23 protein-coding genes and 1 pseudogene are annotated in these 23,103 nt (G+C 70.4%); 11 read left to right on the top strand and 13 right to left on the bottom strand.

What is annotated here, in order from left to right; genetic code table 11:
* Window positions 1-112: 112 nt before the first annotated feature.
* From BN4251_RS02160 to BN4251_RS02140, 5 genes and pseudogenes are all read right to left on the bottom strand, one after another.
* Window positions 113-517 carry an HAD family hydrolase gene (locus BN4251_RS02160; RefSeq protein WP_087483521.1) on the bottom strand — a complete coding sequence of 135 codons (405 nt, stop codon included), beginning with the start codon at window positions 515-517 and terminating at the stop codon, window positions 113-115.
* A complete protein-coding gene (locus BN4251_RS02155) occupies window positions 514-903 on the bottom strand; it encodes a hypothetical protein (RefSeq protein WP_087483520.1) in 390 nt (129 codons plus the stop codon). Before BN4251_RS02155 ends, BN4251_RS02160 begins: the two co-directional genes overlap by 4 nt.
* 346 nt (window positions 904-1,249) lie before the next feature.
* Entirely contained in the window at window positions 1,250-1,429 is a 180-nt protein-coding gene (locus BN4251_RS02150) for a helix-turn-helix domain-containing protein (RefSeq protein ID WP_087483689.1), read from the bottom strand.
* Window positions 1,430-1,475: 46 nt separating this feature from the next.
* A complete protein-coding gene (locus BN4251_RS18165) occupies window positions 1,476-1,889 on the bottom strand; it encodes a hypothetical protein (RefSeq protein ID WP_087483519.1) in 414 nt (137 codons plus the stop codon).
* A 79-nt stretch (window positions 1,890-1,968) separates the two neighbouring features.
* A pseudogene (locus BN4251_RS02140) lies at window positions 1,969-2,772 on the bottom strand (TadA family conjugal transfer-associated ATPase); the annotation flags it as partial.
* Window positions 2,773-2,970: 198 nt separating this feature from the next.
* Between BN4251_RS02140 and BN4251_RS02135 the strand changes: the two are divergent.
* The 6 genes from BN4251_RS02135 (at window position 2,971) to BN4251_RS02110 (ending at window position 10,302) form a co-directional block, all read left to right on the top strand.
* Window positions 2,971-4,125: a YihY/virulence factor BrkB family protein gene (locus BN4251_RS02135; protein ID WP_087483518.1), complete on the top strand. Its 1,155-nt coding sequence runs from the start codon at window positions 2,971-2,973 to the stop codon at window positions 4,123-4,125.
* 1 nt (window position 4,126) lies between these two features.
* Window positions 4,127-4,873, top strand: coding sequence for an SOS response-associated peptidase (locus BN4251_RS02130; protein ID WP_087483517.1), 747 nt, complete (start codon window positions 4,127-4,129; stop codon window positions 4,871-4,873).
* Window positions 4,874-4,934: 61 nt separating this feature from the next.
* A complete protein-coding gene (locus tag BN4251_RS02125; protein WP_087483516.1) occupies window positions 4,935-6,236 on the top strand; it encodes a sensor histidine kinase in 1,302 nt (433 codons plus the stop codon).
* Window positions 6,233-6,922: a response regulator gene (locus tag BN4251_RS02120; protein WP_087483515.1), complete on the top strand. Its 690-nt coding sequence runs from the start codon at window positions 6,233-6,235 to the stop codon at window positions 6,920-6,922. The genes BN4251_RS02125 and BN4251_RS02120 overlap by 4 nt, the downstream gene beginning before the upstream one ends.
* A gap of 150 nt (window positions 6,923-7,072) precedes the next feature.
* A complete protein-coding gene (locus tag BN4251_RS02115) occupies window positions 7,073-7,792 on the top strand; it encodes an ABC transporter ATP-binding protein (protein WP_087483514.1) in 720 nt (239 codons plus the stop codon).
* Window positions 7,792-10,302: an FtsX-like permease family protein gene (locus BN4251_RS02110; protein WP_087483513.1), complete on the top strand. Its 2,511-nt coding sequence runs from the start codon at window positions 7,792-7,794 to the stop codon at window positions 10,300-10,302. The genes BN4251_RS02115 and BN4251_RS02110 overlap by 1 nt, the downstream gene beginning before the upstream one ends.
* A gap of 124 nt (window positions 10,303-10,426) precedes the next feature.
* Here BN4251_RS02110 and BN4251_RS02105 read toward each other — a convergent pair whose 3' ends face one another.
* Complete coding sequence (locus tag BN4251_RS02105) at window positions 10,427-10,879, bottom strand: hypothetical protein (RefSeq protein ID WP_245810158.1); 453 nt, start codon at window positions 10,877-10,879, stop codon at window positions 10,427-10,429.
* A gap of 350 nt (window positions 10,880-11,229) precedes the next feature.
* Between BN4251_RS02105 and BN4251_RS02100 the strand changes: the two genes are divergently transcribed.
* The gene (locus BN4251_RS02100) at window positions 11,230-11,478 is read left to right on the top strand and encodes a WhiB family transcriptional regulator (protein WP_010549779.1); all 249 of its coding nucleotides are present in this window, start codon (window positions 11,230-11,232) and stop codon (window positions 11,476-11,478) included.
* Window positions 11,479-11,620: 142 nt separating this feature from the next.
* Here BN4251_RS02100 and BN4251_RS02095 read toward each other — a convergent pair whose 3' ends face one another.
* Complete coding sequence (locus BN4251_RS02095) at window positions 11,621-13,114, bottom strand: sensor histidine kinase (protein WP_087483512.1); 1,494 nt, start codon at window positions 13,112-13,114, stop codon at window positions 11,621-11,623.
* A gap of 106 nt (window positions 13,115-13,220) precedes the next feature.
* Here BN4251_RS02095 and BN4251_RS02090 point away from each other — a divergent pair, with 106 nt between their 5' ends.
* Window positions 13,221-13,727, top strand: coding sequence for a DUF2505 domain-containing protein (locus tag BN4251_RS02090; protein ID WP_087483511.1), 507 nt, complete (start codon window positions 13,221-13,223; stop codon window positions 13,725-13,727).
* 25 nt (window positions 13,728-13,752) lie between these two features.
* On the opposite strand, the gene BN4251_RS02085 is transcribed toward BN4251_RS02090, so the two are convergent.
* From BN4251_RS02085 to BN4251_RS02075, 3 genes are read right to left on the bottom strand one after another with little or no spacing between them, the layout of a single operon-like run.
* Window positions 13,753-14,199 (bottom strand): DUF6912 family protein, encoded by a 447-nt coding sequence (locus BN4251_RS02085; protein WP_087483510.1) that lies wholly within the window; start codon window positions 14,197-14,199, stop codon window positions 13,753-13,755.
* 4 nt (window positions 14,200-14,203) lie between these two features.
* Window positions 14,204-15,421, bottom strand: coding sequence for a CpaE/TadZ family protein (locus BN4251_RS02080; protein WP_087483509.1), 1,218 nt, complete (start codon window positions 15,419-15,421; stop codon window positions 14,204-14,206).
* A complete protein-coding gene (locus BN4251_RS02075) occupies window positions 15,418-16,086 on the bottom strand; it encodes an SAF domain-containing protein (protein WP_245810157.1) in 669 nt (222 codons plus the stop codon). The genes BN4251_RS02080 and BN4251_RS02075 overlap by 4 nt, the downstream gene beginning before the upstream one ends.
* Before the next feature lie 213 nt (window positions 16,087-16,299).
* Here BN4251_RS02075 and BN4251_RS02070 point away from each other — a divergent pair, with 213 nt between their 5' ends.
* Window positions 16,300-16,527, top strand: coding sequence for a helix-turn-helix domain-containing protein (locus BN4251_RS02070; RefSeq protein WP_087483508.1), 228 nt, complete (start codon window positions 16,300-16,302; stop codon window positions 16,525-16,527).
* 67 nt (window positions 16,528-16,594) lie between these two features.
* Here the strand turns inward: BN4251_RS02070 and BN4251_RS02065 are convergent, their stop codons facing one another.
* On the bottom strand, window positions 16,595-17,140 hold the full coding sequence (locus tag BN4251_RS02065; RefSeq protein WP_087483507.1) for a hypothetical protein: 546 nt from the start codon (window positions 17,138-17,140) through the stop codon (window positions 16,595-16,597).
* Between the two features lie 193 nt (window positions 17,141-17,333).
* Here BN4251_RS02065 and BN4251_RS02060 point away from each other — a divergent pair, with 193 nt between their 5' ends.
* A complete protein-coding gene (locus BN4251_RS02060; RefSeq protein WP_087483506.1) occupies window positions 17,334-18,164 on the top strand; it encodes a LysM peptidoglycan-binding domain-containing protein in 831 nt (276 codons plus the stop codon).
* Window positions 18,161-18,562 (top strand): Rv3235 family protein, encoded by a 402-nt coding sequence (locus BN4251_RS02055; RefSeq protein WP_087483505.1) that lies wholly within the window; start codon window positions 18,161-18,163, stop codon window positions 18,560-18,562. Before BN4251_RS02060 ends, BN4251_RS02055 begins: the two co-directional genes overlap by 4 nt.
* Before the next feature lies 1 nt (window position 18,563).
* On the opposite strand, the gene secA is transcribed toward BN4251_RS02055, so the two are convergent.
* On the bottom strand, window positions 18,564-21,605 hold the full coding sequence (gene secA, locus BN4251_RS02050) for a preprotein translocase subunit SecA (protein WP_087483504.1): 3,042 nt from the start codon (window positions 21,603-21,605) through the stop codon (window positions 18,564-18,566).
* A gap of 160 nt (window positions 21,606-21,765) precedes the next feature.
* The gene (locus BN4251_RS02045; protein ID WP_087483503.1) at window positions 21,766-23,052 is read right to left on the bottom strand and encodes a DNA glycosylase AlkZ-like family protein; all 1,287 of its coding nucleotides are present in this window, start codon (window positions 23,050-23,052) and stop codon (window positions 21,766-21,768) included.
* Window positions 23,053-23,103: the final 51 nt, after the last annotated feature.

Genomic DNA, 23,103 nt, shown 5'->3' with positions numbered 1-23,103 from the left:
CAAGCGCGAGGACGACCTCGACCGGTACGCCGACCACGACACTGACCTCGGAGCATGAAGAAGCGCCCCCATCCTGGCCTCACGGTCGGGATGGGGGCGCTTCTTGCTGTGTTCAGGCAGGCAGTGCCACCTTGATCGGCTGGCTGAATCGCACGGACTGGCCCACAAGGGTGTCGGTGAACCGGAAGCGCTCGCGACGCTTGCTCTGCGCGAGAGCGTCGAAGAGCATCCCGATGCACGAGTAGCGCGACACCTCGCTCGACTCATCGCTCGGGGACGTGGCAGTGAAGCCCACGACCTGGATACCGGAATCGCGGAGCATCGCTACAGCGACCTGGTCGCCGCGGTACTGGGCCATGCGCCGGAGGACGTCATCGATCGAGTCCTCGTACTCCACGGCAATCACGGGGGTCCCGGACAGGAACTTGTTAGCTCGCAGGTACTCTCGGCCGTCAGCGGTCTTCGAGAGTTCGCCGAACGCACGCGCGACCTCGAGCCTTGCTCGTACGGTGTTCATCGCTTCCACCTCCGGAAGTACTCCTCAGCTTCGTCGATCATCTGGTCGAGATGCTGATCATAGTGCGAGTTAACCACTTCCCACTCCGAACCGTCCACAAGGATCCTGTGAATGATCTGTGGATCACCGAGCTCTTCCTTCGATCCCTGCGTGAAGCGGTGGCGGTGAACCGTGCCATGACAGGTGTCGATCCTCGAAATCTCGCTGATCAGACCCTCCGGTGACACGTAGTAGAGCATGATCGCGAATCGGACGACCAGACCACGATAGATGTACTGGACGGTCTGGAGCTTCAGCTCGTCAGTGAGATCGATCGGGATGACGAGGTTCTCGCACGCGCTCTGCGGCGGTGGCTCATACTCCACCTCTTCGGGGTAGATCGTCATGTCAACAAGGCGGCGCGCAGTGCGATCGCTTGGAGCCATGCATCCCCCGTGAACAGTCGCGCCATCGTTAGAACTCTTGAGCCCGAATCCTACAGGCGTCAATCACCAGCGCGGGCTCGCACTCCGTACTCCTCCATCGGCCCGGCACCCACCCGACCCACACACCCCACGAACGTCCGAGCACCACATCCCCGGCACTCCCAGGTCCGGTGCCCACCCGTGAACGGCCCGGCCCCGCACTGGCAGGCCTGCCACCCGATCAGGTACCGGTCACTCCCGCACCCACAGGTCGGTGGGGTGGGTTCGGCCCAGCCGTGGGGAGTACGGAGCAGCCAGGACTCGATGATCATGCCGTCGGGCGCACAGTGTGGTCACGTTCCCAGGCTTCGACGTCCTCGCGCCGGTACCGGACGAGCCCGCCGTCCTTGACGTAGATGGGCCCGCGGCCCAGGTAGCGCCAGTTCGCGAGTGTCTTCGGCTCCACCCGCAGGTGGGCCGCTAGTTCCTCGGTCGTCATGAAGTCCATGTGCTCGAGTCTGTCGTGCAGGTCAGACGAACAAGACGAGCGCACGTCACCTGAGCGCGTCATCCACGGCGTCGTAGTGCTCGGGGCAGGCATAGTGCACGGTGATCCGGATCGCGTCCTTGCCAGCATCCCAGTCGGAGACCCGCCTCGTCAGGGATCGGAGCTGGCTCCGCCAGATCACTCCCAGCGCTTCATCGTCTTCGTCGTCTGGCGGGTCGCAGGCTGCATCCCGAGCCCACTCCCTGGGGAAGTCGTCGCCAGCAACCGCAGCGATGTCGGCATCTGGGTCGCCTGTCAGCTCGAGCGTCCCCGTTGCCCCCTCGAGCGTCACCGCCGCGGCGGTGGTCTCCACCGGCTCGGGCGCAGTAGCGGTCGGCTCCGGATCAGCTGCGCACCCCGCGAGGACGAGCAGCGCGGCACCGGCAGCCAGCCAGCGGACGGGGAGCGACGAGGAAGTCATAATCTGAGCATAGCCAGCGAGGGCGATGATCGAGCCTGCGCTAGCGGATCAGGCACCCACGGACTCAAGCGGCTACGTAGCGTTCGCGAGCACTGGTGTTCACCAGCCGGCGCATCGAGATCTCCCCCGTGCCCTCGAGGTTCGCCTGACGGGTCTGCATCGCGACCACATCGCGCAGGGCGAGGTTGAGCTCGAACACCTCCTCGATCGTGACCACGCGCTCCCGCGCCCCCACGGACTGCGCCAGACAGCGCAAAAAGGTTGTCTTTCCCGCGCCGGTCGCCCCGGATGCGATCACATTGAGGCCGGAGGCGATCGCGGCGTCGAGGAAGTCCGCCGCCTGCTGGGGCAGCGAGCCGAGCGCGACGAGGCCCTGCATGTCATGGGCTCGGGCGACGAACTTGCGGATATTGATCGCCCAATGCGCACGGGTGACGCTGGGGATCACCACGTGCAGGCGCGAGCCGTCCGGGAGTAGGGCGTCGACGAACGGGGTGCTCATGTCGAGCCGTCGGCCGCTGCTGACCAGCATCCGCTCGACAATCCCGCGGACCTCGACATCGCTGAGGACGACGGTGGTCAGCTCGCTGCGGCCATTACGTGCGACGAACACCTGCGAGGGCGAGTTCAGCCAGATCTCCTCGATGCCCGGATCGTCGAGCATCTCCTGCAGCGGACCGAAGCCACCGATCCGGGCGGCTATCTCGGCGACCAGGGTGTCGTCGTCATCGCGCATCACCGGCACCTCACCGGAGGTGGAGCGCCGTTCATAATCGGCCACGACCTCGCGGATGAGAGGCTCCAGCTGGTCCGCGTGCACGTCCAGCCCGCGGCGGCGGATCAGCTCCCGCGACTCGCTCTCGATGATGGTGGCGGTGTCCATCGATTCCCCTCCCGGACCTGACCGGCCGGTAGCCCTTCCCCCTCTGTGAGGTGGCGCACCCTCCGCGCCTCCGCCACTCTAAGGGGGAACGGCCCTCAGCGCCTCCGCCTCCCAGCGATTGTGGACAACTCTCCCCGGTCCTGTTCATGGCAGGATGACAGCTGTCAGTGAGCCGCACCGACCCCAGGAGCCCTTCCCATGGCCGAGCCCCGCAGCAAGGACGACGACGCCCCTTCGATGTCGGGCACCACGCTGAAGTACATGGCCAAGCGGGTCCTCACGGAGTTCCTGCGGGATGGTGGCACCGATCAGGCGGCGAAGCTGACCTACTTCATGGTGCTCTCGATCGCCCCCACCCTCCTGGCCCTGTTCTCTCTGGCGACGTTGCTGCTGTCGGACCTCAAGGACGAGATCGCGCAGCTGATCACCGAGGCGATCGAATCCGCCGCCAGCGGTTCCGAGCTGGGCGCGGGCGACGCGGTCAAGTCGACGATCGACTCCCTGATGGGCTCGGCGGCCGGCGGGACGGTCGCACTGATCATCGGTATCGCCACCGCCCTGTGGTCCGCCTCCGCATATATCAAGGCCTACGGCCGGGTCGCCAACCACATCTACGAGGTGCCCGAGGGGCGCGGACCGGTGCGGATGAACGCGACGATGCTCGCGCTGACCGTCGCGATGATCCTGGGCATCCTGCTGGTCATGGTCTCGATGCTGCTGAACGAGACGATCGTGGAGAGCCTGCTGGGACCGATCGCCTCGACCATCGGCGCCGAGGGCGTGCTGGAGTTCCTGATGAGCTCCTTCCTGCCGATCTGGGCTTGGGTGAAGTGGCCGGTGATCCTGGTGATCGCCTTCGCGCTGATCTCGTTGCTGTACTGGGGTGCGCCCAACGTCGACAAGCCCTTCCGCTTCATCTCCCCCGGCGGGGTCTTCGCGATCCTGGGGATCGGCGTGGCAGCGGTGGCGCTGTCGATCTACATGGGCACCGTCGCCGGGTACTCGAGCTACGGCGCGATCGGCGGCATCATGGCGGTGCTGTTCGCCCTGTGGGTGATGAACATCGTGATCATCATGGGCGCGGAGGTGGACGCCGAGTACCAGCGGGCCCGCGAGCTCGCCTCGGGCAAACCCGCCGAGGAGTCCCTGACCCTGCCGATGCGCGACACCTCCGCCGCGGAGAAGGCCGAGGCCAAGCACGAGAAGATCGTGGACGAGGGGCGAGACATCCGCCTCCAGAACCTCCACCACGATTCCGAGGCCTACACGGGCGAGAGCGCCCGGCTCACGCCCCGCCACGGGGTGCCCTCCGTCGACCCGGACGAGGCCGAGGCACCGTCGAAGGACTCCTGAGATGTGCGGGCGCTTCGCGTTCTACCAGGAGATCGAGCCGCTGATCGACGATCTCGACGCCGTCGACCTCAGTGACCCCCGGCTGCGCGCCCGATGGAACATCCCGCCCACGGCACCGATCCACGTGGTCACCGAATCGATCGACAAGGAGACCGGCGAGGTGCTGCGCGCCCTGCGCATCGCCCGCTGGGGGCTGCTGCCTCCGTTCGCGAAGGACGCCGCCTTCTCCTCGCGCACCTTCAACGCGCGCCGGGAGACGCTCGGGCAGAAGCCGAGCTTCCGCGGGAGCCTGGGCCGATATCGAGCGCTGGTGCCGATGGACGGATACTACGAGTGGGTGCGCGATGCGAAGGGCGGGCGCAAGCAGCCGTACTTCATCTCCTCCGCCGACGGCTCCCCGCTGCTGATGGCGGCGCTGGTGTCGTGGTGGCGGGGCCCGGGCGGGCATGAGGGGCCGGCGGCCAGCGAGGACGGCGCCTTCCTCCTCAGCGCCACGATCATCACCCGGGAGGCGAGCGGCGAGCTGGCGAGGATCCACGACCGCACCCCGGTGATGCTGCCGCGCAGCGAGATCGACAGCTGGCTCGACACCGCGATGGATGATCGCCACGCGGCTCAGGAGTGGATCCTCGAGGACTCCCACCTGCTGGACGACGCGACCCTCTCGGTGCGCGAGGTGGATCCGGCGGTGGGGAAGGTGGGCAACGACGGCCCGGAGCTGCTCGAGCCGCCGCAGACCCTGCTGTGATCCGCGCAATCCGACCGCGGTCTGACGCGCCGCGCGATGCAGCCGCCGTACTCTCGAGGCCATGACCGACGGACCCGTGCAGAGCCCGGACGCGCCCCGCAGGCGCGTCCGCCTCAGCGACCCGTTCCGCTGGGTGATCGAGAATCCCGGGAAGGTCGACCTGATCGTCTTCGGCGGCGCCGCCGTGATGGTGCTGCTGTTCGCCCTCACCACCAGGTCCTACGGCTGGTGGACGCTGTTCAGCGTGCCGATGGTCGCCGCCGGGGCGCTGTGCCGGATCCGGCCGCTGCCCGGGGTGATCGTCATCGGCGCGATCGCCGTGCTGCACGTGCTGGTGAACGTCCCGGTGGTGCTCGGCGATGCGATGACCTTCTACGCGATGTTCTGCGCGGTCGCCTACGGCCGCCCGCTGGTGCACGGGATCGGCATCGCAGCAGGGATGCTCGGCGTGCTCGTCCAGGCGGCCTACTGGTCCGTGCAGTCGCTGCGCTCGGAGTACGGAGGAGCGCTCGAGGCGCTGGCCAGCTTCGTGGGACTGACCGTCGTCGGGACCATCACCATCGTGGCGGTGTGGGCGCTGGCGAATCTTCAGCGGGCCCGAATGCGTCAGCTCGCCCTCACCCGCGAGCGGGCGGAGCAGGCGGTGCGCGAGCGCGAGCAGCGCACCGCCCTCGCCGTCGCCGACGAGCGCGCCCGCATCGCCCGCGAGATGCACGACGTGGTCGCCCACTCCCTCTCCGTGATCATCGCGCAGGCCGACGGCGGCCGCTTCGTCGCCTCCCAGAAGCCCGAGAAGGCCGCCGAGGTGCTCGGCACCATCGGCGAGACCGGCCGGGCGGCGCTCGCGGACATGCGCTCCCTGCTGGGCGTGCTGCGGCAGGAGGACGAGACCAGCTTCGGCCCCCAGCCCGGCCCGGAGATGCTGCCCGAGCTGGTAAAGCGAGTGCATGCCGCGGGCCTGGCCGTCGACCTCGAGATGGACGACTCCCTCGAGGACCTCCCCCAGGCACTGGGGCTGTCCGTCTTCCGCCTGGTGCAGGAGGCGCTGACCAACGTGCTCAAGCACGCCGGGCCCGGCAGCAGCGCCGCGGTGCGGATCCGCCGCGACCCCCAGCAGCTGCTGATCGAGGTGCTCGACGACGGCCAGGGCACCGATCCCGCCTCCGACGGGCAGGGCCACGGCCTGACCGGAATGCGGGAGAGGATGGCCGTGTTCGGGGGCACGCTGCAGGCCGGCCCGCTCCCCTCCCGCGGCTTCCGGGTGCGCGCCTCCGTGCCGCTGACCGGTACTCTCGCACCGCAGGTGGACCGCTCCGCGCATCCACCCTCCCCTGCTCATCACCTCCGAGGAGAGACCCGATGAACGCTCAGCCGGACCGCCCGCTGCGCATCGCCCTGGTCGACGATCAGCCGCTGGTGCGCGCCGGTTTCGCGATGGTGATCGACTCCCAGGACGACATGGAGGTCATCGTCCAGGCCTCCGACGGCCAGGCCGCCGTGGACGAGTTGCGCGCCCGCACCGTGGACGTGGTGCTGATGGACGTGCGCATGCCCCGCAAGGACGGCATCGAGGCCACTGCCGAGATCCTCGACCAGGTGCCCGTGGACCGGGCCCCGAAGATCATCGTGCTGACCACCTTCGATCTGGACGAGTACGTGGTCGCCGCGATCCGTGCGGGCGCCAGCGGCTTCCTGCTCAAGGACGCCCAGCCCGAGGACCTGCTGGGCGCGATCCGCACCGTGCACCGCGGTGACGCCGTGATCGCGCCCTCGGCCACCCGGCGTCTGCTCGAGCGGGTGGTGCGGGCGCCGGAGCCCGAGGAGAAGGACACCTCGGTGCTGTCCCCTCTCACCGAGCGAGAGCTCGAGGTGCTCACCCTGATGGGTCGCGGGCACTCCAACCGGGAGATCGGCGCGGAGCTGTTCGTCGCCGAGGCGACGGTGAAGACGCATGTGGGCCGCGTGCTCGCGAAGCTCGGCGCCCGCGACCGGGTGCAGGCCGTGATCATCGCCTTCGAGACCGGACTGGTCTCCCCGGGCGCGGAGTGAGCTGACCCTGGCGGATCAGACCACGGTATGACCCCGCCGTCGTCATGGTCTGAGCATCAGGGCCCGGGCCGCGACCACGGGTGGACGACTCCGTGAGGGCGGATCTCACAGGATAGACGATGACCGCTAACCCTCGTTCGAAGGAACCTGATGACCGCCTCGCCCGCCCTCCCTGCGGAGTCCCCCGCGATCATCGCGCGCGGGGTGAGTCGCCTCTATGGCACCGGCGCCGGCGCTGTCACGGCGCTGGATGCCGTGGACGTGGACATCCGCCGCGGCGAGTTCACCGCGATCATGGGCCCCTCGGGCTCGGGCAAATCCACCCTGCTGCACGTCCTGGCCGGTCTCGACGAGGTCGACCGCGGAACCATCCAGCTGGACGGCACCGAGATCACGGCGCTGGGCGACGATGCACTGACTCGCCTGCGTCGCGAGCGGATCGGCTTCGTGTTCCAGTCCTTCAACCTGCTGCCGATGCTGACCGCCGAGCAGAACATCCTGCTCCCCCTCGAGCTGGCCGGGAAGCGCCCGGACCGTGCCTGGCTGGAGACCCTCACCTCCGCCTTCGGGATCTCCGACCGGCTCACGCACCTCCCCTCGCAGCTGTCCGGCGGGCAGGTGCAGCGCGTCGCGATCGCCCGCGCGCTGGTGACCTCGCCCGCCGTGGTCTTCGCGGACGAGCCCACCGGGAACCTCGACTCCCGCACCACCGAGGAGGTGCTGGACTTCCTGCGGCTCTCGGTCGACGAGCTCGGGCAGAGCGTCGTCATGGTCACCCATGAGCGCGACGCCGCCGAGCGAGCCGACCGCGTCCTCACCCTGGCCGACGGTCGGATCAGCAGCGACGAGGACCTGCGGGGGCAGCGCTGATGGCACGCCGCACCACCGTGAAGCTCACCCCGCTGCGCCGGCACCTCGCAGCCGTGCTGACCATCGCGCTGTCCTGCGCCTTCGTCGCCGTGATGGTCGTGGCGGGGAGCCTGATGCAGGATTCCCTGCGCGCCGAGGCCGCGCAACAGTTCGACGGCGCCGATCTCGAGATCACCCGAGAGCTGACCGACGACGACTGGGCGAGCGTGCAGCCGCTTGCGGCGCCGGAGGTCGCGGGCGCCGAGGCCGTCTGGCCCCTGCTGAACCATTACCTCCCTCTCGAGGGTGAGGGGACCAGCTCCTTCCTGCAGGCCACGATGGCGCCTCCGGGCCAGGACACCGCCGAGCACCTGCTCGAGGGCGTCCCGGCCGCGGAAGACACCGAGATCGTGCTCGACGAGAACGCCGCCTCGACCCTCGAGGTCTCCCTCGGGGACACCGTCACGTTGCCGAAGGACAGCACGGCCACGGGCCAGGAGCAGAGCTTCACCGTCGTCGGCATCGCCCCGGCGCCGTCCGGAGCCGCCTTCGGCAGCACGCCGCGCGCCGTGATCTCGGAGTCGAACGCCGAGGCCCTGCTCGGCCCGACCGCCGGGACGATCACCGAGACCTGGCTCGCCACGGTGCCGGCCGGGACCGATCCGGCGGAGGTCGCGGAGGCGGCCGACACCGACGGGCTGAGCGTGCGTACCGTCGACGAGGCCGAGGACGAGGCAGCCGAGACGTATCTGCGGGGCTTCGGGGCGCTGGGGATGATGCTCGCCGTGTTCGTGGTCATCGCACTGTTCACCAGCGCCGTGGTCATCGCCAACACCTTCGCGGTCACCCTCGCCCAGCGCACCCGCGCCCTCGCCCTGCTGCGCACCCTCGGCGCGACTCGCGCCCAGGTGCGGGGCACGGTGCTGCGCGAGTCGCTGACGGTGGGACTGCTCGGCGCCGTGGCGGGCATGCTCGGCGGGCACCTGCTGGCGCAGGCCGCCCTCGCCGGGGCCGCCGCGCTCGGCTGGCTCGACGGGCTGGCACCGGTGCCCGTCTCGGTGCTGTCGGTGCTGCTGCCCGTGGTCGCGGGGGTGCTGATCACGCTGCTGGCGAGCCTGGCTCCGATGCGTGCGGCCACCCGTGTGGCCCCGCTGCAGGCGCTGCGCCCGGCGCCTCCGGCGACCCATCGCGGTCTCGGGGTGCAGGGTGTACTGGGCCTGGCGGCGGTGGTGCTGGGGATCATCGCGCTCGGGGCGGGCACCCTGCTGTCCCTCGCCGGGAGCGTCGCGCCGGGGATCCTCGCCGCGATGATCGGCGGGGTGGTCTCCTTCACCGGCGTGCTGCTGACGCTGGTCGTGCTCACCCGACCCCTGTCCGCGCTGGTGGCACGCGCCGTCGGCCGTCTGGGCGGGCTGCCCGCCCGGATCGCCGGCGCCAACGTGGCCCGCAACCCGCGGCGCAGCGCCGCGACGATCGCCGCGCTGCTCATCGGCACCACGCTGATGACGATGATGGCCGTCGGCGCCCGTACCGCCGAGGCCACCCTGACCTCCGAGGTCGACTCCCGCCGTCCCATCGATCTGATCGTCAGCGCCGAGGAGATGCCCGAGGACGCCCCCTCACAGATCGCCGCCCTCGAGGGCATGGACACCGCCCATGCCTCCGCCCGGGGAGACATCGAGGTAGGTGCTGAGGAGCCGATGACCCTGTACTCCGCCACGCCCGAGGCGCTGCGGGAGACCTCCCACCGGCCCCTGATGGCCGAGGAGCTGCGCGACGGCACGGTGCTGCTGGGTCAGGAGCGCGCCGAGCGCTTCGGGGTGCAGGACGGGCAGGTGCTCGAGATCTCCGGGGACGACGGTCGGTCCCATGAGCTGCGGGTGCAGGTCGATGCGAACCTGCAGATGTCCCTGGTCACCCCGGCCACCCTCGAGCAGCTGCTCGGCGATGCGGTCTCTCCGGTGGTGCTGGCCGACTTCGCGGATCCGGGCAGCCCCGCTCGTGCAGGCGTGGACGCCTTCGAGCTGATGAGCTCGGTGGACGAGCTCACCGGAGGCAGCGGCTGGTCCGAGGCCTCGGCGGTCGCCGGCGGCGCTGAACGGGAGTCCTATACCCAGGTCCTGAATGTGCTGCTGGGCATCACGGTCGCGCTCCTGGCGGTCGCGGTGCTGGTCGCGCTGGTCGGTGTGGCCAACACGCTCAGCCTCGGCGTCGTCGAGCGCACCGGGGAGAACGCGCTGCTGCGTGCGCTGGGCACCACGCGACGGCAGATGCGCGCGATGCTCGGCTGGGAGGGTGTGCTGCTCGCCCTCGTCGGAGCGGTGCTCGGGCTCCTGCTGGGGAGCATGTACGGCGTGCTGGGCATCAACGCGCTGCTGGGCTCGACCTTCCCGGTCTCGATCACCATCCCGTGGGGGCAGCTGGGGCTCGTGCTGGTGCTCGCGATCCTCTCCGGCGCTCTCGCCTCGGTGCTGCCCGGCAGGGCGGCCGCACGGACCGCACCGGCCGCCGCTCTGGCCGACGCAGACTGAAACACCCGGCCGCCCCATCGACCGGGGCGGCGGCCATCGTCCCCTCGCAGCTGACGGGCCGTGCCTCGGAGTTCTCCGGTGCACGGCCCCTCGGCCCGACGGCGCCGGCGGGTCGCGGCGGCTCTCAGTCGCCGCGCGAGGGCAGCGGGGTGGAGTGGACCAGGCGGGTCAGCTGCACGAACAGGGCGATCGCCAGCACCAGCGCGAGCGCCCCCTGCCAGTACAGGGCCGCGTTCAGCATGCTCGCCCCCACGAGCGCCTGGAACAGCTGCCAGGTGATGCCCCAGCCCAGGCCGAAGCGCCCCTTCACCAGGATCGACCGCGCCGCCAGGCCGAGCAGCACCGCGAACAGGATCAGGAAGATGCCCAGGCCGATGCCGAGCCGGGCCTGGAGCCCTCCCCCGGAGACGGAGACGAAGCAGTACACCGCGGCGGTGAGCAGCAGCAGCGCTTCGAGTCCCAGCAGGAGGGAGACGACGGGCCGGATGCGCGGGCTCGGGTCCGTGGCCGTGGCCGGTCCGGAGGCGCGATCATCCGCAGAGCGGCCCCGCCGCGCGGAAGAGGAGTCAGTGGGCATGGTGGCACTGTAATCGTCGTGCCCGTCCGTGTGCCCCTCGGGGGCGGGTGCCGCTCAACCATCTTCCGCACCCGGATGCAACGCCTTCGTGCCAGGCATCACGCCCTCCCGGGCTCCGCACCGACGGGTGTGGGAAGTGCCACCAGGCTTGCGCATTCAGACCCTTGTCGAGGCGCGGGGCGCTCCGCAGAATGGAGAACGGCTCGTCGGATCGAGGTCCGTCGCAGGAGCACCCTGCGACCGTCACCGCCCGGAGGAGCCAGAGACCCGAGAACGCCCCGTCAGGGGGTGACCCTCGCCGCGCCGGGCCCCTGGGGCCGGGCGGGGCGTCCTGGAAAGAGAGAGTGACGATGGACTGGCGCCACCGTGCCGAGTGCCTCAACCATGATCCCGAGCTGTTCTTCCCCATCGGGAACACCGGACCGGCGATCACCCAGATCCAGGAGGCGAAGGCGGTGTGCCAGAAGTGCGACGTCATGACGGCATGCCTCAAGTTCGCGCTCGAGTCCGGCCAGGACTCCGGCGTCTGGGGTGGCCTCTCCGAGGATGAGCGTCGCTCCCTCAAGCGCCGCAACGCTCGCGCCCGTCGCGCGAGCTGAACTCCCCGGTCCTGCGGCACGCCCCCTGAGAGGCGCCGCAGGACCCCGCTCCGGGCCCGCATCGCATGAGTGGCTCGCCCGGAGCGCCCCGATGGGCGATCCCTCCCCCAGGCGGATCCCTCAGCGCGTGAGTGGATCTCCCTCAGAGCGTGAGCGGATCCAGGTAGACCTCGACCACCGCGCGAGTCCCACCCTCGGGGCGGTCCTCCCAGGTCAGGGTTCCTCCGAGCTGTCCCTGCACGAGGGTCAGCGCGATGTTGGTCCCCAGACCGGTGGGCTTCGCGGCCCCCATCCCCTCACCGTCGTCCTCGATCGAGATGACGAGATGGGATCCCTTGCGGTCGCTGCGGATGGTCAGGGTCCCCCCGGTCTCGGACAGCCCGTGCTCGACCGCGTTGGTGGCGAGCTCGGTGACCACCAGCGCGAGCGGAGTGGCCTCCTCCGCCCGGATCGAGCCGACCCGGCCCACCTTCCGGGTGCGCACCTCGACCTGGGTGTCGGTGAGCTTCTGGGTCCCTGCCCGGTGGACGGTCGCGCTCGCGGCATCCACGGCCAGGCGCAGGCAGCGGTCGATCACCTCGTCGAAGTGGACGGCCTCCTGAGAGCCCTGCAGCAGCGACTCGTGCACCAGAGCGATCGTCGAGACCCGGCGCATCGCCTCGGCGAGAGCCTCGCGCGCCTCCTCCGTCTTCATCCGCCGCGACTGCATGCGCAGCAGCGCGGCCACGGTCTGGAGGTTGTTCTTGACCCGATGGTGGACCTCGCGGATGGTCGCATCCTTGGTGATCAGCTCCCGCTCCCGCCGGCGCAGCTCGGTCACGTCCCGCACCAGGATCACCGCTCCGGTCCGTGTCCCGTTCTCGGTCAGCGGCACCGCCCGCAGGGACAGGGTGCCTCCGCGGGCCTGCATGTCCGAGCGCCAGGCCGCACGGCCCATCAGCACCAGCGGCAGCGACTCGTCCACCGGTGAGCGGGACTGCAGCACCTCGGTGGACAGCTCCGCGAGGGTGATGCCCTCCATCGCGCCGGCGATGCCGAAGCGGTGGAAGGCGGAGCGTGCGTTCGGGGAGGTCCACTGGACGACTCCGGCCTCGTCGAGCTCGACCACGCCGTCGCCCGCTCTCGGTGCGCCTCGCCGGGGCGGGATCGGGGCGCCCTCGATCGGGAAGGCACCGTTCTGGAGCATTCCCAGCAGCCGGTGACCCAGAGCTCGCTGATGGATCTCGTTGTCCGAGGGCTCGTGCTCGGCGACGGGGACCTCCGCGGCCAGCACCGCGAGGGTGCGCCCGTTCTTGCGCACGGGCACCAGCGTGCCGGTGGCCGGACGCCCTTCCCGCTCGATCGGCAGGCGCCGGTGATCCGGCTCGCCGCCGTCCAGGAGCCGGGAGACTTCGGTGCTCTCCTCGCCGCCGTCGCCCATGCTGCCCACCGGGTCCTCGTAGTAGACCGTGGCGCCGGTGGCAGGGCGGCAGTGCGCCACGGCCAGCGGACCCTCCTCCTCCTTGATCCACAGCACCAGGTCGGCGCGCAGCAGATCGGCGAGCAGATTCCAGTCACCGACCAGATGCTGCAGCCAGTCGGCCTCCTTCTCGGAGAGACCACGGTTGTCGGCGAGGAACTTGGACAGGCTCGGCATGAGGACAGAATAGGGGTCGCAGCGGTGTTCTCCGAGTCGGTCCGCGACGACGGCCGCTCCGTCACTGCCCTAGGCTGAGACCGATCAGTTCCGAGGAAGGACCAGGATGAAGCTTCGCGAAAATCTGTCGCTCCCGCTGCCGGCACGCTCGGCCGCGGACATGTACGCCGACCAGGAGTACACCGAGATCCGGCGTCGCACGCTCGGTGCCACCCGGGCCGAGTCCACCGTGGAGGGCAGCCCGGAGGGAGCGTTCACGGTCCGCACCGAGCTGTCGATGCCCACGGACCGGGTGCCGGACATGGTCAAGCCGTTCGTCGGCTCCTCGGTGACGATCCATGAGAAGCAGTCCTGGTCCGCGCCCGCGGCGGACGGCGGCCGCGAGGGGACGATGACGCTGGAGGTTGCCGGCACCCCTGCGGGCCTGACCGCGACGCTGCGCCTGTCGCCGTCCGGTGAGGCGGCGAGCTCGGTGGACATCGACGGCGATCTGGTCGCGAAGATCCCGCTGCTCGGCCCGCGGCTGGAGAAGGCCGCGATCCCGTACGTCTCCACGGTGCTGCGCGCCGAGGAGCGCTCGGCGAAGACCTACCGGGAGTCGCAGGCGGGCTGAGCCTCCTGCTGCGGCGGCCCTTCCCTCACTCGGCGGGGCCACCGGCGAGGAACTCGAGCGCCGCGGCGCCCTCGGAGGCGTCGAACCACAGCAGCGCAGGATCCGTGTCGTCAGCCGCCGCCGCTGCGGCATCGAGCTCGGTGACGTGGAAGCTGGCGATCCGCGCGGAGGCCGTCTCGCGCAGGCTGACACCGAAGGCCCCGCCCTCCTCCGCGGCGGGTGCGGTCATCGCATCGGGGACGTCGGCGGCGATGACGAGCGCCCGCGCGTCGTCGGCGCCCTGGCTGAGCGCGATGTGGACGGCATCCTGCAGGGCGTCGTACTCGAGGTCCTCCTCGTCCTCACCGGGCCGGTCCGCACGGGCCTCCGCGGTGACGGCCCATGCAGGGCGCCCTGCTGTGAGCTCGAGGTGCCCTCCGGCGTTCTCGAGCGCCGGGGGGTCGGTCGGGGTCAGCGGCAGGTAGATCCTCATGGGGTCATCTTCTCACCGGCTCCGTGTCACCGCTGGCGGCGACTCCCTCCCCGCTCAGCGCCGGTGTCCCAGCCAGCTCCCGCAGTCCCTTGCGCAGGGCGGAGCGGGGAGCGGCCTCGGCCAGCAGTGCGCCGTCCCAGCCGGCGGTGCGGCAGGCGACCGGATCATCGGGCAGCAGCGTCAGGGAGGCAACCGGGAGCCGGGTGGTGATCAGCTCCCGCACCTTGTCCCCGAGAACGGGCGGTCCGACCCGGTTGACCACCACATGCAGCTCCTCGACACCGAGCTCGGCGAGCCGGCTCTGCTCCCGCATCAGGCGGGTGATGCTGATCGGGTCGGCGGTGACCACGGCGATCACGGCGTCCGACGCCTCGATCGCGCTGATCGCCGCGGCGTTGCGCTGCGGTGCGATGGTGTCGTAGCTGAGCTCCTCGTCCTCCTCCAGCAGCGGTGCGACATCGGCGATCACCAGACCACCTCTGCGCCTCAGGGCCGACCAGACGCCGTCCATCGAGGTGCGGCGCAGCTCCGCCCAGCGCCCGGGGACACCGATGCCGCTGAGCAGGCGCAGGCCCGGCTGGACGAGGGGCAGGAGCGATTCCATCGTCTCCGCGTCGAGTGTGTCCCGATCATGGGCGCGCGCCGCCGCGACCAGCCCCGGCGACTCGTCGAGCACACCGAGCAGCTGGCTCTGCGAAGGTCCGTAGGTGTCGGCGTCGACCAGGACGGTCTCGGTCCCGGCGGCAGCCGCCTCGGCGGCGAGGTTCACGGCGACGGTGGACCTGCCCGGCGCGCCGACGGGGCCCCAGATCGCGACCAGGCGCCCTCGTTCCTCCGTGACCTCCTCCGGCTCCTGGATCCAGACGGTCCCCTCGCTCTCGCCGGCGACCGCCGTGCTCACCGTCGCGAGGATCTCCTCGATCGGGGCGCTCGCCGCGAGGACGTGCCGGAGACCGAGAGAGGTCTGCCCGGAATCCTCCTGGGAGGTCAGGCCCACCACCGAGGCATCCCGCATCATCGCGGCGATCGCGTCGCGTCCCAGGCCGCGCACCGAGACGTCGATCAGCACCACGTCCCCGATGCCGGCCGCGGTGACGGCGAGCGTCTCGGCGAGGTCGGCGCAGCGGCGCACGACCCTCGCCGTCCGGCTGCGGTCGACGGCGAGATCGTGGACGATACGGACCTCGTCACTCCCGGAGGCGCAGAGCACGATGTCGATCATGGCGCCAGTCCGTGGGCTCCGGGCACGCCGATCACGTCCAGGCGCTCGTCCTCGGAGAGGACCTCGAGCACCTCGTGCACGCTGTCACTGGGCACGAGCACCTCGACGGACATCGAGCGCATGCCCAGGGAGCTGCCCTCGTCGACCCGGCGGACCACCGCATCGGGCACCAGCAGCACGGCGCTGGCCTCCTCCGACTCATCGGTGGCCGGCGAGGTGTGCCAGAGCTCCACCGTGGCACCCGGGGCGACGGACTCGGCCACCGTGGCGTCGACGGGGATCAGCACCGGCCGCAGGGTGACATCCGCTGCCTGACCGATCGCGGACATCGGCAGCAACTCACCCTCCTGCACCGCCTGCATCGCGACAGCTCCGTCGGGCACGGCCTCCACACTGCCGGCATAGCGTTCGGTGTGATCGCCGAGCCGCACCTCGGCGACGACGAAGTCGGAGGCCTCGATCGTCTGACCGGGCACGATCGCGGAGCGCGCGACCAGCACGGGCGTGGTCGCGGACAGTCGCGAGACCAGCAGCGCTCCCATCAGCACGCTCGCCACGACCAGCACGATCCCCACGATCAGCCTCGGATCCTTCCACCGCGGCTTGCGCAGCCTCATCACCGGTGCAGTCGGCCCCACGACGTTCTCCTCACCCCAGGCGGTCATCGTCCCGGACTGCCGGGATCTCCCGGGAGAGTACCGGCACTGCATGCTCCCAGGGGTCGGAGTCGGCGCATTGTGGACAACTTCGGCGACGGAGCCCAGAGAACGCGCCACCGGGCCCCGACGACACACTGTCCACATCGGCGCAGGCAGGCGCTGAGGGATGATGCGAGAATAAGAGCGCACCCGCAGGGGTCTTCCCCGGAAGGAACGTCCATGCCGCCACGCTTCGTCCCGCTGTCCGATGTCGCAGAGACCCTCTCGATCTCCGCCTCGCAGGCATACGCCCTGGTGCGCTCCGGAGAGCTGCGAGCGATCAAGGTGGGCGGTCGCGGGCAGTGGCGGGTCGAGGTCAGCGAGCTCGAGTCCTATATCGAGCGGAGCTACCGGGAGACGGAGCACATCCTCGAGGAGGAGCGACGGCGGGCGGAGCAGAAGGGCTGAGCTCCATGCTCCCGACGCCGCACGGCATCCCGCCGGCCTGAACCGGCCATCCGTCGAGCCCTCGAGGTCACCGGGGCAGCACGGCGAGCAGCGATGTGCTCGTGATGGTGAGCCGCTCGGTGCCCGGCACCATCACCGACTCCCCCGTCGGCAGCGACTGGACGTCCACGGAATCCGCGCCGACAGCGGCGATCCTGCCGATCACCCCGCCTCCGGTCGTCTCGATCCGCACCACGGACCGATCACGCGCGATCTCGCGCAGCACGGACCCCAGGCCCAGCGGTGAGCGCAGCGACTCCTCCTGGGTGCGCGCCCTGGTGGGCAGTCCGTGCACCAGCACGATCGCGCCCAGAGGCACCAGGGAGCGACGCACGGCACCTCCGTCCCGCAGCATCACCCAGTCGGCCCCGACCTCGTCGACGACGCCGCTGATCTGCAGTCCTGCGCCGAGATGAATGGTCAGGCGCTGGTCACCGGCGCCTCGCAGACGGTCAGCGAGGGTGAGCTGAGCTCGCTCGGCGCGCGCGAGATCCTCCGAGACCGCGCGCATCTCCTGCTGCTCATGATGCGCGAACCGCCCCTCGAGGTCGTCGAAGAATCGGTCGAATCGCATGGGCCCACTCTACGCACGGCGCCGCCTCCTCCCCTCCCGATCCCGTCTGGATCCACAGACTTTCGCGCACTCATTGCGCCCTGCATCACAACGCGTTAGGTTGCTTCATATCGATGCAGACAGCATCAAACTGCATCAAACGACATAGTTGGCAGGGTCGGCCCACGCCGGGCTGCTGCGTGAAGGGGGATCCATGGAGAACGTCAGAATGCTCCGGCCGGCTTCCGGCCCGGGCCCCGTGCTGCTGCGGGCACTGCTCGCCGCAGCGGGCGCTGCGGCCATGACGGCCGCGGCAATCACGCTGTGGATCGATGCGTCCTCGAGCCCTCCGACCCAGGCGCTGATCACGTGGGTGCTGGTCGGCGTCGCCGCGACGGGGTTCCTGCTCTGCCTCTACCTCACGCTCATCTGGGCTCTGGCCGCTGCGGTGCTGCTGAGCGGCCCGGCCACCCGGACCGGCGCCGCCCTGCTGGGCGCGCTGAAGGTCCTCGCTCCGCACCTGGCGCGAAGGGTCACGACTGGCGCCGCTGTCGCCACGACGGCCACCGCTCTGGTCCTCGCCCCGTCGATGGCCTCCGAGGCGCCGCCGCAGCCCGCGCCGCTCTCGGAGCACGCGCCGGCTCACAGCGCCCAGTACCTGCCGGCAGAGCGCGTCATCCCGGATCCGGCTCCGGAGGCCGCTGCCCCGGGAGCTCCCGAGGGCACGAGCAGTCGCACCGAGGGTGCGCCGCTGCCGGGCCTCGGCTGGACCGAGTCCGAGCCCGTCGCGCCCGAGGAGCCTCGAGCAGTCGATGACCCGGCGCCGCAGGAGCCGCTCACAGTCACCGTGCGGCACGGCGACAGCCTGTGGAGCATCTCCGAGGACCTGCTGGGCCCTGCGCCTTCCGACTCTGCCGCGATCGCCGCCGCCTGGCCGCTGCTCCACGAGGCCAACGAGGACCTCATCGGAGAGGACCCGGACGAGCTGCACCCCGGAATGGAACTGACCGTGCCCGCATCACTGACCCCTGAGGATCTGCCATGAGCACCACCGATCAGCGCCCCGCGCCCGTCACCTCCCCCGCGGAGTCCTACGCTCCCGAGGACCCTCGCACCGTCGAGCAGCTCATCGCTCCGGTCGCCCGCCGCGCGGTCGAGATCGTCCGCGACATGCGCCCGGAGAACTCCCTGTCACGGTGGGTGACCCCGGAGATCACGCAGCATCTCGCGCGCCGTGCCTCACTGACTCGGCGTCTGCGGGCGAGCACCGGCTACGCACCGCCCCGGCAGCTGATGGTGACCGGGGTGCGCTGCTGCATCGTCAACGATCAGACCGTCGAGGCCAGCTGCGTGCTGCGCGAGCCGGACCGGGTCCGCTTCCTCGCGATGCGCTGGGAGCTGCGGCACACCGGCTGGCGCGTGACCGTGCTGGAGATCGGCTGAATCAGCCGCGGCGGCGCTTGGCCCGGCGCTGAGCGCGGTTCTGGCTCGACTCCACGGGAGCGCCCTCGGGCTTGTCCTGCACCTTGTCCGTCGAGGCGGTGCCGGAGGCGCCCGCACGCTCCTGACGCGCCTGGCGACGGCGCTGGGCCCGCGAGAGCGTCGAGGAGTCCTGGACCCCGCTGCCCTCGGAGGAGGAATAGCGCAGCTGACGCTCGCTGGGGCCGTCGTCCAGACCCTTGGCGCGCAGCACCACCCGGTTCTCCTCGGCGAGCTGGGCGGACCGCTCATCGGTCTCGGCCGCTCCGTCGGTGTCTGCGTCGGTGTCGGTGTCGGCAACGCTGTCCTGCGCCTCCGCGTCCGTCTCATCGGCCTCGGCCGGCGCAGCGGCCGTCTCCGCCTTCTCGGCGTTCTCGCCCGTCGGCCCGTCGGTCGGAGCGGATCCGCTCGCCATCGTGGATGCGCCTGCGGCCTTCGCCGCGGCGGCGACCTTCGAGGCGCTGCGCAGCAGATCGCTGACGGCCTGGGGGACCACCGGCTCGGGCTTCTCGACCTGGACCTCGAGGTTGTAGACGTAGCCGACCACATCCTCCTTCACGCCCGCCATCATGTCGTTGAACATGAGGTGGCCCTCGCGCTCGTACTCGATGAGCGGATCGCGCTGGGCCATGGCACGCAGGCCGATGCCCTCCTTGAGGTAGTCCATCTCGTAGAGGTGCTCGCGCCAGCGACGATCCATCACCGACAGCAGCACACGGCGCTGGAGCTGGGCCAGGCCCTCCTCGCCGAGCTCCTCCTTCCGCTTCTCGTAGGCGACGCGGGCGTCGGCCAGGATCTCCGCCTTCAGCACACTCGCCTCGAGGTTCTCCTTGCCGCCCACCTCCTCGATCAGCTCGTCCGCGGTGAGGGAGACCGGGTAGGCAGGGCGCAGCGCACCCCACAGCTCCTCGAGGTCGACGTCCTCGGCGGGCTTGCCCTTGGTGTGCGCATCGACGGTGCCGCCGATGACCTCCTCGATGAAGCGCTCGACGTGCGCGTCGAGCTCCTCGCCCTCGAGGATGCGGGAGCGCTCCTCGTAGAACTTGCGACGCTGCTTGGTCAGCACGTCGTCGTACTTCAGCACGTTCTTGCGGATCTCGGCGTTGCGCGACTCGATCGAGTTCTGCGCACGCTGGATCGCACCGGAGACCATGCGGCCGGTCAGCGGCACGGACTCGTCCACCCCGCCGCGGGCGAGCAGGGACTCGGCCGCACCGGAGTTGAACAGGCGCATCAGATCGTCCTGCAGGGACAGGTAGAACCGGGACTCGCCCGGGTCGCCCTGGCGCCCGGAGCGGCCGCGCAGCTGGTTGTCGATGCGGCGCGACTCGTGACGCTCGGTGCCCAGCACGTAGAGCCCGCCGATCTCGACGACCTCGTCATGCTGCTCGGCGACGGCCTTCTTCGCGCGCTCGAGCTCCTCGTCCCACGCGCGCTCGTAGGCCTCCCGATCCTCCTCGGGGTCCAGGCCCCGCTTCTCGAGCTCGGCGTGGGCCATGAACTCGACGTTGCCGCCGAGCATGATGTCCGTGCCTCGGCCGGCCATGTTCGTGGCCACCGTGACGGCGCCCTTGGCACCGGCCATCGCGACGATCGCGGCCTCCCCGGCGTGGTTCTTGGCGTTGAGCACCTCGTGCCGGACACCCTGGGCGGTGAGCATCTTGGAGAGGTACTCGGACTTCTCCACGCTGGTGGTGCCCACCAGCACCGGCTGGCCCTTCTCGTGCCGCTCGACGATGTCCTCGACGACCGCGTCGAACTTCGCCTTCTCGGTGCGGTAGATGCGGTCGGGCTGATCCACACGCTGCATCTCGCGATGGGTGGGGATCGGCACGACGCCCAGGGTGTAGGTGTTCATGAACTCGGCGGCCTCGGTCTCGGCCGTACCGGTCATGCCCGAGAGCTTGTCGTAGAGCTTGAAGTAGTTCTGGAGGGTGATCGTGGCGAGGGTCTGGTTCTCCGCCTTGATCTTCACCCCCTCCTTGGCCTCGATCGCCTGATGCATGCCCTCGTTGTAGCGGCGACCGGCGAGGATGCGCCCGGTGTGCTCATCGACGATCATCACCTCGCCGTTGAGGACCACGTAGTCCTTGTCGTTCTTGAACAGTTCCTTGGCCTTGATGGCGTTGTTCAGGAAGCCGATCAGCGGGGTGTTCAGCGACTCGTAGAGGTTCTCGATGCCGAGGTGGTCCTCGACCTTGTCGATGCCGCTCTCGAGCACTCCGACGGTGCGCTTCTTCTCGTCGACCTCGTAGTCGCGGTCCTTGCGCAGGAGCTTGACCACCTTCGCGAACTCGCTGAACCACTTGTTCGCATCGCCCGAGCCGGGACCGGAGATGATCAGCGGGGTGCGCGCCTCGTCGATGAGGATCGAGTCGACCTCGTCGACAATCGCGAAGCTGTGGCCGCGCTGGACCCGGTCCTCGGGCGAGAGCGCCATGTTGTCGCGCAGGTAGTCGAAGCCGAACTCGTTGTTGGTGCCGTAGGTGATGTCGGCGCTGTACTGCTCGCGGCGCTCGGCCGGGGTCATGCCGGACTTGATCACACCGGTGGTCAGGCCCAGCGCGCGGAACACTCGGCCCATCAGATCGCTCTGGTAGCTGGCCAGGTAGTCGTTGACCGTGACGACGTGGACGCCCTTGCCGGAGAGGGCGTTGAGATAGGCGGGGAGGGTGGCGACGAGGGTCTTGCCCTCACCGGTCTTCATCTCCGCGATGCGGCCGCGGTGCAGGGCCGCGCCGCCCATGATCTGCACGTCGTAGGGGCGCTGGCCCAGGGTGCGGCGCGCCGCCTCGCGCACGGCGGCGAAGGCTTCGACCATCACGTCATCGAGGGTCTCGCCGTCCTCGAGCCGCTCCTTGAAGTGAGCGGTCTCGGCGCGGAGCTCGTCATCGGTGAGCTCGGTGAAGACGTCCTCCGCCTGGCCCACTCGCTGGGCGATGGCTTCGAGCCTGCGCAGCTCTCGGCCTTCGCCGGCGCGCAGGATCTTGTCGAAGAGGTTGACCACTCGTGCTCCCGTAGATCTCGTTGCCGCCCTCGGGGCGGTTGATGCCTGCCCCATCGTATGCGTCACCGTCCCCGAAGGTGACCACCTGCGCGCTTCCTCACCCGCGCAGGTCGGCCCGGCGGTGCTCGGCGCGGCGTGCCGGGCGAGGGCCTTCCCCCGTTCACCGGGCCGTGATGACCTCCGCGAGCGGGGCGGCCAGCTCCCCCGTCCCCTCCCCCGTGCGCACCTCGATGCGAGTGAGGTCCTGCCAGCGGGCGGCGCGCCCGAGCTCCTCGGCGAGCGCCTCGAGCACCCGCTCCTCCGCCGGGCGCCTCCGCCCGGTCAGATGGGGCAGGGGCTCGCGGTAGGTGCCGCGCACCTCGAGCACGCCGCGCGCGCGGTCGGCGCGCAGATCCACCCGTGCGGGAAGCAGGTCGTCCAGCAGGAACAGCAGGGCGTAGTAGCCGGTGGTGCGCTGGGCTGCGGGCGTGTAGATGCCGATGCGGTAGTCGACGTCGAAGAGGGTCTTCAGCCGGGGCCGGTGGAAGACGATCGGGTCGAAGGGGCTGACCAGTGCGGCGGTGCGCAGCGGCGAGGGTCGCGGCGCCTCGCGATGGAGCAGCATCGTGCGGGGGCCGGCCGGGTGGCTCACCTCGGCCTCGAGCAGCTCTCCCGCCTCGAGCAGATCCTGCACGGCGGGGCGCACCTGCCCGATGCGCAGCCGGAAGTAGTCGGCCAGCGAGTCGATCTCGGCGATGGCGAGGGAGCGGGCCGCTCGTGCGACCAGTTGACGGATCGCCGTCGCCTCGTCCGCGGCCTCCGCGTCCGGAGCCGCCGGTTCCGGTGCCGGTGGGAGTGGGACTGGGACATAGAGTCGTTCGAACTGGGCGTTGCGTCCCACGCAGTCCAGGGCGCCGCTGCGGAAGAGGTACTCGACCGCCCACTGGCTGGCGGTGCGGCGCCATCCCCAGCCCTCGCCGCGCTCGGTGTCGCCCAGGTGCCGGGAGACGGCGGCTGCGCTGCTGGGGCCGAGCTCCCGCAGGGCCTGTGCGATCCGGGTGAACAGCTCGGGCGAGGACTCCAAGTTCTCAGCGATTTCACGGATCACGCCCCAGTCCCGCTGAGAGGTGGCGTGGCGGCGGAAGGCCAGCAGGTCGTGGACGTCGATGTCGGTGTAGGCGGCCTCGTGAGCGAGGCCCTCGCGCAGGGCCCGGTGCGGTCCGGGGCGCACGGCGCGATCCAGGGCGGCCGGGTCCCAGATCCCGCTGCGGGTGTAGACGGGCAGGTGGTGGGCGCGGGCGAAGACGTTCACCGAGTCGATCTGGAACAGGTGGGTGTGCTGCAGGGCGCGCAGCATCGCGTTCCTGCTGGCGGCGGGCTGCGGCATCCGGCTTCGGCGAGCGGCGCCCATCCCCTGCGCCCGCAGCGCGATGCGTCGGGCGGCGGTCCAGCTGAGGGTCTCGCTCATGCGGGAGTGCTCCTGCGGTGCGCGGCACGGCGGAGGGCGGGAGGGCGCCGG

Source organism: Brachybacterium massiliense, from assembly GCF_900184245.1.
In the GTDB taxonomy this organism is placed as follows: domain Bacteria; phylum Actinomycetota; class Actinomycetes; order Actinomycetales; family Dermabacteraceae; genus Brachybacterium; species Brachybacterium massiliense.
The sequence above is the reverse complement of the archived record's forward strand: the minus strand, read 5'-3'. Positions and strand labels throughout refer to the sequence as shown.

What these genes read in the sequence shown, in the direction of transcription:
- BN4251_RS02160 (WP_087483521.1), bottom strand. Translation starts at nt 517, where the DNA reads ATGAACACCGTACGAGCAAGGCTCGAGGTCGCGCGTGCGTTCGGCGAA.
- BN4251_RS02155 (WP_087483520.1), bottom strand. Translation starts at nt 903, where the DNA reads ATGACGATCTACCCCGAAGAGGTGGAGTATGAGCCACCGCCGCAGAGC.
- BN4251_RS02150 (WP_087483689.1), bottom strand. Translation starts at nt 1,429, where the DNA reads ATGGACTTCATGACGACCGAGGAACTAGCGGCCCACCTGCGGGTGGAG.
- BN4251_RS18165 (WP_087483519.1), bottom strand. Translation starts at nt 1,889, where the DNA reads ATGACTTCCTCGTCGCTCCCCGTCCGCTGGCTGGCTGCCGGTGCCGCG.
- BN4251_RS02135 (WP_087483518.1), top strand. Translation starts at nt 2,971, where the DNA reads ATGGCCGAGCCCCGCAGCAAGGACGACGACGCCCCTTCGATGTCGGGC.
- BN4251_RS02130 (WP_087483517.1), top strand. Translation starts at nt 4,127, where the DNA reads ATGTGCGGGCGCTTCGCGTTCTACCAGGAGATCGAGCCGCTGATCGAC.
- BN4251_RS02125 (WP_087483516.1), top strand. Translation starts at nt 4,935, where the DNA reads ATGACCGACGGACCCGTGCAGAGCCCGGACGCGCCCCGCAGGCGCGTC.
- BN4251_RS02120 (WP_087483515.1), top strand. Translation starts at nt 6,233, where the DNA reads ATGAACGCTCAGCCGGACCGCCCGCTGCGCATCGCCCTGGTCGACGAT.
- BN4251_RS02115 (WP_087483514.1), top strand. Translation starts at nt 7,073, where the DNA reads ATGACCGCCTCGCCCGCCCTCCCTGCGGAGTCCCCCGCGATCATCGCG.
- BN4251_RS02110 (WP_087483513.1), top strand. Translation starts at nt 7,792, where the DNA reads ATGGCACGCCGCACCACCGTGAAGCTCACCCCGCTGCGCCGGCACCTC.
- BN4251_RS02105 (WP_245810158.1), bottom strand. Translation starts at nt 10,879, where the DNA reads ATGCCCACTGACTCCTCTTCCGCGCGGCGGGGCCGCTCTGCGGATGAT.
- BN4251_RS02100 (WP_010549779.1), top strand. Translation starts at nt 11,230, where the DNA reads ATGGACTGGCGCCACCGTGCCGAGTGCCTCAACCATGATCCCGAGCTG.
- BN4251_RS02095 (WP_087483512.1), bottom strand. Translation starts at nt 13,114, where the DNA reads ATGCCGAGCCTGTCCAAGTTCCTCGCCGACAACCGTGGTCTCTCCGAG.
- BN4251_RS02090 (WP_087483511.1), top strand. Translation starts at nt 13,221, where the DNA reads ATGAAGCTTCGCGAAAATCTGTCGCTCCCGCTGCCGGCACGCTCGGCC.
- BN4251_RS02085 (WP_087483510.1), bottom strand. Translation starts at nt 14,199, where the DNA reads ATGAGGATCTACCTGCCGCTGACCCCGACCGACCCCCCGGCGCTCGAG.
- BN4251_RS02080 (WP_087483509.1), bottom strand. Translation starts at nt 15,421, where the DNA reads ATGATCGACATCGTGCTCTGCGCCTCCGGGAGTGACGAGGTCCGTATC.
- BN4251_RS02075 (WP_245810157.1), bottom strand. Translation starts at nt 16,086, where the DNA reads ATGACCGCCTGGGGTGAGGAGAACGTCGTGGGGCCGACTGCACCGGTG.
- BN4251_RS02070 (WP_087483508.1), top strand. Translation starts at nt 16,300, where the DNA reads ATGCCGCCACGCTTCGTCCCGCTGTCCGATGTCGCAGAGACCCTCTCG.
- BN4251_RS02065 (WP_087483507.1), bottom strand. Translation starts at nt 17,140, where the DNA reads ATGCGATTCGACCGATTCTTCGACGACCTCGAGGGGCGGTTCGCGCAT.
- BN4251_RS02060 (WP_087483506.1), top strand. Translation starts at nt 17,334, where the DNA reads ATGGAGAACGTCAGAATGCTCCGGCCGGCTTCCGGCCCGGGCCCCGTG.
- BN4251_RS02055 (WP_087483505.1), top strand. Translation starts at nt 18,161, where the DNA reads ATGAGCACCACCGATCAGCGCCCCGCGCCCGTCACCTCCCCCGCGGAG.
- BN4251_RS02045 (WP_087483503.1), bottom strand. Translation starts at nt 23,052, where the DNA reads ATGAGCGAGACCCTCAGCTGGACCGCCGCCCGACGCATCGCGCTGCGG.